General features: G+C 68.7%; 13 protein-coding genes. 11 read left to right on the top strand and 2 right to left on the bottom strand.

Features of this window, described 5'->3' with window-relative positions; all coding sequences use genetic code 11:
• The first annotated feature begins 105 nt into the window (after nucleotides 1–105).
• The 7 genes from JK358_RS00065 to groL all read left to right on the top strand — a co-directional run bounded on the left by JK358_RS00065 (nucleotide 106) and on the right by groL (nucleotide 6,205).
• Entirely contained in the window at nucleotides 106–534 is a 429-nt protein-coding gene (locus JK358_RS00065) for a hypothetical protein (RefSeq protein ID WP_201941779.1), read from the top strand.
• A 150-nt stretch (nucleotides 535–684) separates the two neighbouring features.
• A complete protein-coding gene (locus tag JK358_RS00060) occupies nucleotides 685–1,563 on the top strand; it encodes an RNA polymerase sigma-70 factor (RefSeq protein ID WP_201941777.1) in 879 nt (292 codons plus the stop codon).
• 110 nt (nucleotides 1,564–1,673) lie between these two features.
• The gene (locus tag JK358_RS00055; protein ID WP_201941773.1) at nucleotides 1,674–2,756 is read left to right on the top strand and encodes an NAD(P)/FAD-dependent oxidoreductase; all 1,083 of its coding nucleotides are present in this window, start codon (nucleotides 1,674–1,676) and stop codon (nucleotides 2,754–2,756) included.
• Nucleotides 2,757–2,836: 80 nt separating this feature from the next.
• Entirely contained in the window at nucleotides 2,837–3,190 is a 354-nt protein-coding gene (locus JK358_RS00050; protein ID WP_201941770.1) for a hypothetical protein, read from the top strand.
• A 76-nt stretch (nucleotides 3,191–3,266) separates the two neighbouring features.
• Nucleotides 3,267–4,001: a Clp protease N-terminal domain-containing protein gene (locus JK358_RS00045; protein WP_201941767.1), complete on the top strand. Its 735-nt coding sequence runs from the start codon at nucleotides 3,267–3,269 to the stop codon at nucleotides 3,999–4,001.
• 53 nt (nucleotides 4,002–4,054) lie between these two features.
• A complete protein-coding gene (locus tag JK358_RS00040) occupies nucleotides 4,055–4,354 on the top strand; it encodes a hypothetical protein (protein ID WP_201941764.1) in 300 nt (99 codons plus the stop codon).
• A 228-nt stretch (nucleotides 4,355–4,582) separates the two neighbouring features.
• Nucleotides 4,583–6,205: a chaperonin GroEL gene (gene groL, locus JK358_RS00035; RefSeq protein WP_201941759.1), complete on the top strand. Its 1,623-nt coding sequence runs from the start codon at nucleotides 4,583–4,585 to the stop codon at nucleotides 6,203–6,205.
• 391 nt (nucleotides 6,206–6,596) lie between these two features.
• On the opposite strand, the gene JK358_RS00030 is transcribed toward groL, so the two are convergent.
• Nucleotides 6,597–7,310, bottom strand: coding sequence for a TetR/AcrR family transcriptional regulator (locus JK358_RS00030; RefSeq protein WP_201941756.1), 714 nt, complete (start codon nucleotides 7,308–7,310; stop codon nucleotides 6,597–6,599).
• A gap of 151 nt (nucleotides 7,311–7,461) precedes the next feature.
• Here JK358_RS00030 and JK358_RS00025 point away from each other — a divergent pair, with 151 nt between their 5' ends.
• The 4 genes from JK358_RS00025 (at nucleotide 7,462) to JK358_RS00010 (ending at nucleotide 11,462) form a co-directional block, all read left to right on the top strand.
• Nucleotides 7,462–8,379, top strand: a complete 918-nt coding sequence (locus tag JK358_RS00025; protein ID WP_201941754.1) for an NAD-dependent epimerase/dehydratase family protein — start codon at nucleotides 7,462–7,464, stop codon at nucleotides 8,377–8,379.
• Nucleotides 8,380–8,391: 12 nt separating this feature from the next.
• Complete coding sequence (locus tag JK358_RS00020) at nucleotides 8,392–9,180, top strand: DUF4386 domain-containing protein (protein WP_201941750.1); 789 nt, start codon at nucleotides 8,392–8,394, stop codon at nucleotides 9,178–9,180.
• A gap of 109 nt (nucleotides 9,181–9,289) precedes the next feature.
• Nucleotides 9,290–10,564, top strand: coding sequence for a hypothetical protein (locus JK358_RS00015; protein ID WP_201941747.1), 1,275 nt, complete (start codon nucleotides 9,290–9,292; stop codon nucleotides 10,562–10,564).
• 10 nt (nucleotides 10,565–10,574) lie between these two features.
• A complete protein-coding gene (locus tag JK358_RS00010) occupies nucleotides 10,575–11,462 on the top strand; it encodes a hypothetical protein (protein ID WP_201941744.1) in 888 nt (295 codons plus the stop codon).
• 6 nt (nucleotides 11,463–11,468) lie between these two features.
• Here JK358_RS00010 and JK358_RS00005 read toward each other — a convergent pair whose 3' ends face one another.
• Nucleotides 11,469–11,750 (bottom strand): hypothetical protein, encoded by a 282-nt coding sequence (locus tag JK358_RS00005; RefSeq protein ID WP_201941741.1) that lies wholly within the window; start codon nucleotides 11,748–11,750, stop codon nucleotides 11,469–11,471.
• Nucleotides 11,751–11,839: the final 89 nt, after the last annotated feature.

The following is an 11,839-nucleotide window of genomic DNA, read 5'->3' as shown; positions in this document are numbered from 1 at the left end:
CTGTTTGCCGGTCGCCGTCCACCGCCCGCCCGCGCCCGGTACAGTGCTGCGAGCGCTGGGACTCCTCCGGCGCTCGGACACACTCGGAAGCTCGGAAAGCACGGTATGCAGCGAATTTCGATCGTCGCCATCGCCGCGGGTGCGATGGTGCTGGCGCTCGCGGGTTGCGGGCAGGATGATTCCGGGTCGGCGCACGCCTCGCATCAGTCGACCACCACGGCGGCCGCCCCGGCCACCTCGAAGGTTTCCACCACGGCCGCGGCGCCCATAGAACCGCCCTCCGAAGCCCCGGCCGCCGACACCGCGCCCAAGCGCACCACCGCCCCCGAGGGCGCGAAGACCACCTGTGGCGACTTCCGCGAACTCGACGAGACCACCGAGCGCGCCGTCATCGACCAGGTGCTCGCCGCCCACCCGGGCTCCATACTGGAGGGCAACCCGAACGCCGCCCTGGGCACCGCCAAACTGGTCTGCCTGTCCGCCAGCTACACCGATACTCCTGTCGCGGTGGCGATTCGAGTCGCGGACAAGTAAGCACGGCCCGGCCGGGGCCGTTGGGGAATCCATCGGCCCGCCACGGGATCCACACCGCATCGTGAGGCCGTGTGGACAGCGAACGCTGTCCGTGCAGCGCGCAGGCGTAATGTCGCCGGACGACAATATTGCGTGAGGGCGGGTGGACGAATGGACGCGGACGGTCTATCGGAATTCGAACGGCACAGGCCGCGATTGTTCGCGCTCGCCTACCGCATGCTCGGTTCCGCGAGCGAGGCCGAGGACGCCGTCCAGGAGTCCTACCTGCGCTGGGATGCCGCGGACCGCGACGAAATCCGTTCCGCCGAAGCCTGGTTGACCACCGTCGTGGTGAATCAGTGCCGCACCTGGCTGGATTCGGCCCGTGCCCGCCGCGAAGCCTACGTCGGCTCCTGGCTGCCCGAACCGGTCCCCACCGGACACGGTGAACTCGGGCCGCTCGACTCGGCCGAACAGCGCGAAATGGTGTCCATCGCCTTCCTGGCCATGATGGAGCGCCTCAGCCCCGCCGAGCGCGCGGTGTTCGTGCTGCGGGAGGCTTTCGGCTACGCGCACAAGGAAATCGCCGACATGCTCGACCTCACCGAGGCCAACTCGCAGCAGCTGTTCAAGCGTGCGGGGCAGCATGTGCGCACCGGCCGCACGCGTTACGACACGCCCGCCGCGCACACCCGTGAGCTCCTCGAAAAGTTCCTGGCCGCAGCCGGTTCCGGCGATGTGGCGGGGCTGGAGTCCCTGCTCGCGGCCGATATCGCCTCCCGGGCCGACGGCGGCGACAAGGTGCGTGCGGCACGCCGCGATGTGGTCGGCGCGGCCAAGGTGGCCCGCTACCTCGTCAAGCTGTTCACCACCCCGCTGGAGGATCTGACCGTCGAGATCGAGGAGGTCAACGGTGCGCTCGCCTTCGTCGCCCGCACCGCGGGGGTGCCCATCCTGGTCGGTGCCGTCGAGACGAACGACGATCTGATCAGTGGCCTCCAACTGGTCGTGAACCCCGACAAGCTGGGCCTTTTCCAGCGCGCCGACTGAGCATCGCCCCTGGTGCCCGCCCTGTGACACGGCACACAGCGCGGTTCTGTCAGGGATCCGGGGGCTGTCCGGTCTAGAGGGTGTCGAGCTAGCGAAAAGGAGCCACTCTCATGACCGGTGAACATCGAATCGTCGTACTGGGCGCGGGCTACGCGGGCATGTCGGCTGCCAAGAAGGCCGCCAAGGCGCGCGGCGCGCGGGTCACCGTGGTGAACGCGCGGGCCGAGTTCACCCAGCGGGTGCGCCTGCACCAGGTCGCCGCCGGGCAGCGGATCGAGGCGTGGGATCTGCGGGAGGCGCTGCAGGCCAAGGGCATCGACTTCGTGCAGGCCCACGTCACGAATATCGACGCCGAGGCGCGGCAGGTGCGGCTCGACGACGGCCGGGCGCTGCCCTACGACACGCTGATCTACGCGCTGGGCAGCATCGCCGACCTGAGCGGCGTGCCCGGTGCGGCCGAACACGCCCACTCGGTCGCCACGCCGGAGCTGGTGCGTCGCATCCCCGAGCTCACCGGCCGGGTGGCCGTGGTCGGCAGCGGCTCGACCGGCATCGAGACCGCCACCGAACTCGCCGAGGCGCGGCCGGACCTGACCGTGCTGCTGGTGGGCTCGGAGGAGCCCGGCTCCTGGCTGTCGGACAAGGCGCGCAAGCACATTCGCGCGGCGCTGGACCGGAAGGGCGTGCAGGTGCTGGTCGGCAAGGTCGGCGCCGTGCACGCGGACGGCCTGGAACTCGTCGACGGGGCCTGGATCGCCGCCGAAACCGTGCTCTGGACAACCGGTTTCGCGGTGCCCGATGTGGCGGCCCGCTCGGGTCTGGCCGTGGACGCCCGCGGCCGCGTCCTGGTCGACGACGCGCTGCGCTCGCAGTCGCACCCCGAGGTGTACGCCGTCGGCGACGCCGCGGTCATGCCGAGCCCCGATGGCCGCGAGATGCGCATGTCCTGCGCCACCGCCATGCCCGCCGGCGAATACGTGGGTCACGCGGTGGCCGACCGGCTGCGCGGCAAGCAGCCCGCGGCGTACGCGGGCCGCTATGTCGCGCAGTGCATCAGCCTGGGCCGTCGTGATGCGGTGTTCCAGCTCGTGAAGGCCGACGACACCATGACCGGCACGGTGGTGACCGGCCGTCCGGGGTCGTGGATCAAGGAGCTGATCGTGCGCGGCACCAACTGGGGTTCGCGTCCGTGATCGATTCCGCGAGCGGGTTCGGGAATGATCGGTGGGGACCGGTCCTCCCGGCCCGGTCTCGTGGAGTCGAGGAGGTTGGCATGGCAGCGGTGACCATCGACGGACGGAATCTGGTGGTCGAGATGCCGGGGTGGGAGAAGGTGTGGGCGCTGAAGGGGCGGCTGGAGGTGCCGCTGCGGCAGGTGCGCGGGATCAAGGTGGACAGTGCGTACGCGGAGCGGCCCAAGGGGATTCGCTTCCCGGGCACGTACATCCCCAAGGTGATCACCGCGGGCACGTATCTGCATCAGGGCGAGAAGATCTTCTGGGATGTGCGGGATCCGCAGCAGTCGGTGGTGATCGATTTGTCCGGTGGGAAGTATTCGAAGCTGGTGTTGCAGGTGGAGCACCCGGATCAGGTGGTGTCGGAGGTCCGGGCGGCGATCGGCAAGTAGCCGTTCGCTGTCGGCGGACGACACGATCGTCAACCAACGGTTGACCACACCGGAATGGTCAACCTATCGTTGACGCATGACGAATTCGATCCGCCTCGACGATCTGATCGAAGGCATCAAGAAGGCCCGTCCCGACAACGTGCTCGAGCAGCTCTCCGACGCGGTGGTGGTCGGCGGGCACCTCAGTGAACTCGCCGACCATCTGATCGGCCACTTCGTGGACCAGGCCCGCCGCTCCGGCGCGTCCTGGACCGAGATCGGCAGCAGCATGGGCGTCACCAAGCAGGCCGCGCAGAAGCGGTTCGTGCCCAAGGCCCCCGCCGACGCCGAGGCCGCCGCGCTCGATCCGAACGCCGGTTTCGCGCGCTTCACCCCGCGGGCGCGCGCGGTGGTCGTGGGCTCGCAGGAGGAGGCGCGCAACCGCAGCCACGCCGAGATCACCCCCGCGCACCTGATCCTCGGCCTGCTCGCCGACCCGGATTCGGTTGCGGTGCATATCATTTCCGGGAAGGGCGTCACCCCGGACGCGGTCCGCCGGGTGGCCGAAGCGGCCCTGCCCGCCGCATCCTCCGAGATTCCGGCGCTGATCCCGTTCGACGCCCAGGCGCGCAAGGTCCTGGAACTCACCTTCCGTGAGGCGCTGCGCCTCGGGCACAACTACATCGGCACCGAGCACATGCTCCTGGCTTTGCTCGATCAGGAGAACGGCTCCGGCGTGCTGACCGGTCTCGGTCTCGACAAGGAGTCCGTGTCGTCCGATATTGCGGACCTCTTGGCCGCTCTGACCTCGACATCTGCGGACCCGCAGTAGTTTTGCGGGACCGGGTCCACTAAAGCCGACCATATGACCGATACGATGACCGCATGGCGGGTGCCGAGGGTTCCGACCTGGTAGCGGGGGAAACGCGCGCAGATCTGCTGCGCGCGCTGTCCTATGTCTCCACCGAGGACGCACCGGACGGTGGCTTCATCGTCAACGGCGACCTCCCACCCGACGTGGCCCCGCCGTTCGTCCGCGCCATCATGCGCATCGAGGCCGAACTCCTCCTCCAAGACGCTGAAATGGTCAATATCGACCACGGCGAGCCCAGGACTCCGGAAGAACGCCGCACCGACGCGTTGATAGCTCTCCTGCTCCGCGTCGACGACCGGCTCGTCCGCTGAAAATTGGGGGTTCGGGGGCGAAGCCCCCGTAAACCCCCTTTTCCTTGTCGGGGCGCAGCCCCGACCTTGCACTCGGTATCCCTGAGTGCTAAAAAGGGCTTTGGCACTCCAGACCTGTGAGTGCTAGGTCAGAACGGTGAGGCCGGGAGCCACACACCCCTGGTCGTCCGTCGCGGGCACCGAGCCTGGCCAGATCGTGTCAACCCTGATCTGGAGGATCTCAACGCAATGGCCAAGACAATTGCGTACGACGAAGAGGCCCGCCGCGGTCTCGAGCGGGGTCTCAACGCCCTCGCCGACGCTGTCAAGGTGACGCTGGGCCCCAAGGGCCGCAACGTCGTGCTGGAGAAGAAGTGGGGCGCCCCCACCATCACCAACGATGGTGTCTCCATCGCCAAGGAGATCGAGCTCGAGGATCCGTACGAGAAGATCGGCGCCGAGCTCGTCAAGGAAGTTGCCAAGAAGACCGACGACGTCGCGGGCGACGGCACCACCACCGCCACCGTGCTGGCGCAGGCGCTGGTCCGTGAGGGCCTGCGCAACGTTGCCGCCGGCGCGAACCCGCTGGGTCTGAAGCGCGGCATCGAGAAGGCCGTCGAGGCCGTCACCGCCAAGCTGCTCGACACCGCCAAGGAGGTCGAGACCAAGGAGCAGATCGCTGCCACCGCCGGTATCTCGGCCGGCGACTCGTCCATCGGTGAGCTGATCGCCGAGGCCATGGACAAGGTCGGCAAGGAAGGCGTCATCACCGTCGAGGAGAGCAACACCTTCGGTCTCCAGCTGGAGCTCACCGAGGGCATGCGCTTCGACAAGGGCTACATCTCCGGTTACTTCGTGACCGACCCGGAGCGTCAGGAAGCGGTTCTCGAGGATCCGTACATCCTGCTCGTCGGTTCGAAGATCTCGACCGTCAAGGACCTGCTGCCGCTGCTGGAGAAGGTCATTCAGGCCGGCAAGCCGCTGCTGATCATCGCCGAGGACGTCGAGGGCGAGGCCCTGTCGACCCTGGTCGTGAACAAGATCCGCGGCACCTTCAAGTCCATCGCCGTGAAGGCGCCGGGCTTCGGTGACCGTCGCAAGGCCATGCTGGCCGACATCGCCATCCTGACCGGTGGCGAGGTCATCAGCGAAGAGGTCGGCCTCTCCCTGGAGACCGCCGGTCTGGAGCTGCTGGGCACCGCCCGCAAGGTCGTCATCACCAAGGACGAGACCACCATCGTCGAGGGCGCAGGCGACGCGGAGGCCATCAAGGGCCGCGTGCAGCAGATCCGCACCGAGATCGAGAACTCGGACTCGGACTACGACCGGGAGAAGCTGCAGGAGCGTCTGGCCAAGCTGGCCGGCGGTGTCGCGGTCATCAAGGCCGGCGCCGCGACCGAGGTCGAGCTCAAGGAGCGCAAGCACCGCATCGAGGACGCCGTCCGCAACGCGAAGGCTGCCGTCGAAGAGGGCATCGTCGCCGGTGGTGGCGTGGCCCTGCTGCAGTCGGCTCCGGCCCTGGACGCCCTGTCCCTGACCGGTGACGAGGCCACCGGCGCGAACATCGTCCGCGTCGCGCTGTCCGCCCCGCTGAAGCAGATCGCCTTCAACGCCGGCCTCGAGCCCGGCGTCGTCGCCGAGAAGGTCTCGAACCTTCCCGCCGGCCACGGCCTGAACGCCGACTCGGGCGAGTACGTCGACCTCCTGGCCGCGGGCGTCGCCGACCCGGTCAAGGTCACCCGCTCCGCCCTGCAGAACGCCGCCTCCATCGCGGCGCTCTTCCTCACCACCGAGGCCGTCGTCGCCGACAAGCCGGAGAAGGCCGCCCCCGCGGGCGACCCGACCGGCGGCATGGGCGGCATGGACTTCTGAGTCCTGCCTCCAGGCAACCTGTCTCGAACCGGAAGCCGGTCCACCTTCGGGTGGGCCGGCTTCCGGCGTTTCCGGGGGCGCGCGCTGTCCGGTCCGGATGCCGCTTTACCCATGGTGACCAGCTGTTCCGCGAATCGCCCACGCTCGCTCGGGAATCGCTTCTCCTAGCGTGGCGGGCAGATGCGGCGGGTACCGAACCCGCCGTCGAAGTGGTTGGGGGAAACCATGATTCGACTCGGCTATATCGCCTTGTGCATAGCGATCATCATTCTGCTGGGCTACGGCGTCCTGGCGACCGACTCCACGAATCCGGGCGCCGGCCCGTGCTCGACCTGTCAGGAGGCGTGCCCGCGCTAGGCTCGCGGCTTGTGAGCCGGACTCTTTCGCTCGGCTATCGGGACAGTCCGACGAGGTCGGCCATGAGGGTCATGTGGTGGGTGAAGTAGTCGGCGCGGGCTTCGATGGTGCCTTCGAGGCGGCCGAAGATCTCGAAGGAGACGAGGCCGAAAAGCTGTGTCCAGGCGGCGAATACGCGGTCCAGGACTTCCTCCGGTAGGGCTGCGGCGCTCTGTTCGGCCCGCGCGCGCTGGTCGATGAGGGCGCGCAGGTCCGCGCGGACGGGTGCGGGGAGTGGGGTGGAGAGCGGCGGCGGGTCGAGTCGTCCGGCGGTCGTGGCGGCGGTTGCGATGTCGGCGAGGAGGAGGACCACGGCCGAGGCGGGGGCGATGGTGTCCTGCGGGGCGGCGTAGCCGGGGACGGGATTGCCGTAGAGGAGGCCGTATTCGGTGGTGTGGGCGAGGGCCCACTCGCGGACTGCGGCGCAGGCGGCCAGCCATTTGGCGCGGTCCTCGGTGCCGGGGACGGCCTCGGCGGCGGAAGTCGCTGCGGCGCCGAGGGATCGGTAGGCGTCGAGGATGAGGGCGGTGAGCAGGTCGTCGCGGCTGGGGAAGTAGCGGTAGAGGGCGGAGGCGACGATGCCCATGTCGCGGGCGACGCCGCGCAGCGAGAGGTTTGCTCCGTCCACCGCCAGGCGTTTGCGGGCCGTCGATTTGATCTCTTCGACCATTTCGGTGCGGACGCGGGCGCGCAGGGAGGAGGCGGACATGGTCGAAGTGTAGAGAACAAGTAATCGATTCGAGAACAGTGACTCGTGACAAGAACACTGTTCTTGACAGCCCTCCGCCTCGGGATCTACTGTCGAAGCGTCGCGAGAACACTGTTCTCGAAGCGGAACACCTGACAGGATCGAGGTCCTCATGTCCCTGCACGTCGTCATCGGAGCCGGACCCGTCGGAACGGCCACCGCACTTCTCCTGGCCGAGCGGGGCGACGACGTCCGCCTCCTCACCCGCAGCGGATCCGGACCGGACCACGCCCGCATCACCCGCCGCGCCGTCGACGCCACCGACGCGGCGGCCCTCGCGGAGCACTCGGCGGGCGCGACCGTCATCCACCAGTGCGCCGGACTGCCCTACAACCGCTGGGCCACCGGCTTCCCGCCGCTCATCCGCGCCGCGATCCGCGCTGCCGAAACCTCCGGCGCCGCACTGCTCACCGTCGGAAACCTGTATGGCTACGGAGAATTCGAGGGATCTGTCACCGAATCTACTGCGTTGCAGCCGACTTCGGCGAAAGGCCGAGTGCGTTCCAGTCTCTGGACCGAGGCCCTGACCGCCCACGAAGCCGGTCGCATCCGCACCGCCGAGGTCCGCGGCTCCGACTATCTCGGCGCCGGCGCGAACTCGACCTTCACCGCCACCGTCCTGCCCGCCGTCGCCGCCGGAAAGGCCGCCCTCTACCCCGGTGACCCGGACGTGCCGCACAGCTGGACCTCCATCGAGGACGTGGCCCGCACCCTGCTGGCCGTCGCCGACGACGACTCGTCGTGGGGCCGGGCCTGGCACGTCCCCACCCCGCCCCCGATGTCGGTGCGCGCCCTCGCCGAACTGACCGCGAAGCTCGCCGACGCGAAACCCGCCCAGGTGAAGCGCATGCCGTCGGCACTGCTGTGGGCGGCCGGCCTCGTCAATGCGGATGCCCGCGAAATCCGCGAGCTCCGCTACCAATTCGACCGCCCCTTCGTCGTCGACTCGACGGCCGCCAGGGACCGTTTCGGTATCGAGCCCACCTCCACCGAGGATGCCGTGCGCGCCACCCTCGTCGCACGCCGATAGGACGACACGGCCATGACCTCGAATCCTTCGGTGTCCGGCGCGGTAGCGCCCGCCTCGGCTCGGACCGCGCGAACGACATCGACGTCGGTCGGCGCCACAGCGGTTCTGCTGATTGCGGCCGTAGTCCTGATGAACGCCGGTCTTTCGGGTCTGGGCAGCGTTTTCGACTACCCCGATGTCCTGTCCCGCCCGGCGGCCGAGGTGCTGGCCATGTTCCGTGCGGACCAGACCGGCGTCGTCACCTGGTTCACCCTGCTGGCTCTGGGCGCGGCATTGTTCGTGCCGATCGCGATCCTGATCGGCCGCCTGGACAATTCGGCGTGGATGCGCCGGGCCGTGTGGCTCGGCGTGGCGGCAGGTCTGGTGCAGGTCGTCGGTCTCCTGCGCTGGCCGCTGTTGGTCCCGGCGCTGGCCGACCGTGCCGCCCGGGAGGGCGAGACCTCCTCCGCCACTTCGACATTCGAATCACTGAACCGCCTGCTCGGCACGGCACTCGGCGAGATGGGCGGTTATCTGCTCACTGCGGCATGGACCGCGATAGTGGCCTACTGCCTGCTGCGGCGCGGCTTCCCCCGCTGGTTCGGCGCGCTGGGCGCGGTCTCCGCCCTCGCGATCCTCACCGGCCTGCTCACCCCACTGCATGTCCCGGCCACCCAGCAGATCAACTTCTTCGGCTACATCCTGTGGAGCTGCTGGCTCCTCGCCCTGGCCCCGCTTCTGCTCCTGCGGTCCCGCGCAATCGCCGGTACGCCGATTGCCCGGACGAAAGTACGTGCCGATGCCCTGGACGAAAGTATGTGATGCGTTCCGCGGCGGAGGGTACGGGATGAATACTCCGCAACCGGTCGGTACGCTCACCGGCGCGGGCCGTTCCGGGGAGTGCGGCTCGACCGTTCCAGGGGAGTGATCCATGACCAATCCGCCACAGTCCGGTGCGGGCGTCCCGCCGCAACAGCCGCACAACCCGCAGGGCCACGGTTTCGACCCGGCCGCACCACCGGATGGGGATCCGCACCCGACCCTGAAACTCCCCCCGCATACCCCGGCTCCCCGCCAGCAGCATCCGGATCAGCCCGGCGGCAATCAGCCGTTCGCTCCTCCGCAAGCCCAGCAGCCGTTCTCTCAGCCGCAAAGCGGTGCGCCGTACGCCCAGCCGCAGGGCAATCAGCCGTTCGCGCCGTCCTACGGGAGTCAGCCCTACCCGCCCCCGCAAGGCAGTCAGCCGTTCGCTCCGCCGCAGCCTCCGCAGGGCGGCCGCCCTTTCTCGCCGCCTTCGGGCCCCCGGAATCAGCAAGTGCCGCAGGGTTTTTCGCCCCAGGGTGGGCAGTCGGTGCCGCCACCGGGGCAGCCGTGGCAGTCCCAGCAGCCGCACCCGGGTCAGCCGCAGTTCGGTCAATCGCAGCCTGCGCAGTCGCAGTTCGGTCAGTTCCAGCCCGGTCAGCCGGGGCAGCCCGGTTTCGGTCAGCAAGCTGTGCCGCAGTCGGCCGGTGCGCCGCACCCGCAGTGGGGTGGGCAGTCGCCGGTTCCTCCGGGTAAGCCGGGATGGCAGTCGCCCCTCGTGCTCGGTGGTGTCGCGGTGGCGCTGGTCCTGGTGGTGGTGATCGGGCTCGTGGTCGCGCTCGGTGGTGGTGATGATCCGGCTCCGGCGGCCGCCACCTCGGCGAATGCGACGCAGCTCGTCCCGGCGACCGGGGCGGCCACGACCAGCAGTGCACCGTCGTCCACGAAGTCGACGACGAAGACCACGGCCCCCGCGTCGACCACGCCGATTCCGGCGGATGCGAAGCCGATCGTGGACGCGATGCCCGCCGCGCTGCGCCAGGCGGTCTCGCCGTACTTCGCCCGGACCAAGGCGCCGGGTTACACCGATGACGATTCCTTCACCACGAGCGCCGAGTTCGCCATCGCCTCCTCGGATGCCCTGGTCTCGGGCCTGCTCGACCGCGCGAAGGATCCCCTGGTGATGGCCCACATCAGCACCGACCCGAGCAAGCTGCCGAGCATCTGGCGCAGCAAGTTCCCGAACCGTCTCACCGAGAAGGGCGGCAAGCTGATCCGTTTCGAGGAGGGCAGCATCAGCGGCACGGTCGAGTACTTCAACCCGGACACCAAGCTGTACGTGGCGGTGACCAACATGAAGGACAAGGCGTCCGCCCTCGCCTTCATTGAACGCGCCGGTTTGTGAGGCGAATCCGATGACCTACCCACCGCAGCCGGGCCCGGGTCACAAGGGCTACGGCGATCCCCCGCAGCAGGGTTACGGCGCTCCCCAGCCGGGTCACGGAGTTCTACCGCACCCGGGATACGCTGCGCCCCAGCAGAATTACGCCCCGCAGCCCAACTTCGGCGCCCCGCAGCAGCCTGGTTACAGCGCCCCGCAGCAGCCCGGATACGGTGCCCCGCAGCAGTGGCCGGGCCAGCCGCTGCCGCCGAACAAGCCGGCGTGGCAGCAGCCGCCCGTGCTGGTGCTGGGCGCGGTGATCCTGGTTCTCGTGCTGGTCCTGGGTGTCATCCTGGCCACCCGCGGCGGGGATTCCGAGGAGTCCGCGCAGGTGATCGCGTCGAGCTCCACTGCCGCCGAGGCGAGTTCGCCGCAGTCCACGACTTCCTCCTCGGCCGCGAAGCCGACCACGACCACGAAGACGCAGGCCGCCCCGGTTCCGGCGGCGGTCCAGCCGATCATCGACGCCTTGCCGGCCCCGCTGCGGCAGGAAGCGGTGAAGAACCAGGTGAGGCAGCGTGCCGGTGACTCGGGCCTGGGCTACGACGTCGCCGCCGGTCTCACCATCAAGGGCCAGGATCCGCTCCTGAAGGGTCTGGGTCGCTACCCGGACAACGACTATTTCCCGACCGCCTACATCACCACGAATCCCGATCGGCTGCTGCGTATCTGGAACAGTCAGCACCCCGATTGGCTGTCGGACGAGGGTTCGCGCATGGTCCGGATCGACCCGGGCAACCAGAATTCGAAGGGCACCGCCACGCTGGAGGTCTACCTTCCACAGAGCAAGCTGTACTTCAGTGTCTCGGGCTTCGAGAATGCCGATGCCGCGAAGCAGTTCGTGCAGCGCGCCGGTTTCTGATCGGTTTCACCGGTTGGGATGTCGTTCGGACAGGATGGCCGCGGCGTCTATCGGCCGGATCCCGACAGCCCTCGCGGCCTCGGCGACAGCGGCCTGGGTGCCGGGTTCGTTGTTGCGGGCGGGGTCGTAGAGCAGTTCGACCAGTTCCATGGCGGCGAGGGCCTGGTCGCGGGTGAGTGGTCGGCCGGGCAGCCAGCTGACTCGCCAGTCGGTGTGGTGTTCCCCGGGAATCCGCTCCGCGAACTCGTCGACGACGCCGCTAGTGATGGACCAACCGCAGACGTACATGCCCCCTAGGGTGCGGCATGGAACAGGACGAGTCGGTCGAGTCGGCAGAAGCCGGACGAACTAATCGGTGAAAACAGCGATTCATACCG

It is taken from the genome of Nocardia acididurans (assembly GCF_016741815.1).
Taxonomy (GTDB): Bacteria; Actinomycetota; Actinomycetes; order Mycobacteriales; family Mycobacteriaceae; genus Nocardia; species Nocardia acididurans.
Note: the sequence above shows the minus strand (reverse complement) of the source record. Positions and strands in the feature narration are given on the sequence as shown.

Bases quoted from the DNA above. Each gene is read 5' to 3' on its own strand.
- JK358_RS00065 (WP_201941779.1), top strand. From the start codon at position 106: ATGCAGCGAATTTCGATCGTCGCCATCGCCGCGGGTGCGATGGTGCTG.
- JK358_RS00060 (WP_201941777.1), top strand. From the start codon at position 685: ATGGACGCGGACGGTCTATCGGAATTCGAACGGCACAGGCCGCGATTG.
- JK358_RS00055 (WP_201941773.1), top strand. From the start codon at position 1,674: ATGACCGGTGAACATCGAATCGTCGTACTGGGCGCGGGCTACGCGGGC.
- JK358_RS00050 (WP_201941770.1), top strand. From the start codon at position 2,837: ATGGCAGCGGTGACCATCGACGGACGGAATCTGGTGGTCGAGATGCCG.
- JK358_RS00045 (WP_201941767.1), top strand. From the start codon at position 3,267: ATGACGAATTCGATCCGCCTCGACGATCTGATCGAAGGCATCAAGAAG.
- JK358_RS00040 (WP_201941764.1), top strand. From the start codon at position 4,055: ATGGCGGGTGCCGAGGGTTCCGACCTGGTAGCGGGGGAAACGCGCGCA.
- groL (WP_201941759.1), top strand. From the start codon at position 4,583: ATGGCCAAGACAATTGCGTACGACGAAGAGGCCCGCCGCGGTCTCGAG.
- JK358_RS00030 (WP_201941756.1), bottom strand. From the start codon at position 7,310: ATGTCCGCCTCCTCCCTGCGCGCCCGCGTCCGCACCGAAATGGTCGAA.
- JK358_RS00025 (WP_201941754.1), top strand. From the start codon at position 7,462: ATGTCCCTGCACGTCGTCATCGGAGCCGGACCCGTCGGAACGGCCACC.
- JK358_RS00020 (WP_201941750.1), top strand. From the start codon at position 8,392: ATGACCTCGAATCCTTCGGTGTCCGGCGCGGTAGCGCCCGCCTCGGCT.
- JK358_RS00015 (WP_201941747.1), top strand. From the start codon at position 9,290: ATGACCAATCCGCCACAGTCCGGTGCGGGCGTCCCGCCGCAACAGCCG.
- JK358_RS00010 (WP_201941744.1), top strand. From the start codon at position 10,575: ATGACCTACCCACCGCAGCCGGGCCCGGGTCACAAGGGCTACGGCGAT.
- JK358_RS00005 (WP_201941741.1), bottom strand. From the start codon at position 11,750: ATGTACGTCTGCGGTTGGTCCATCACTAGCGGCGTCGTCGACGAGTTC.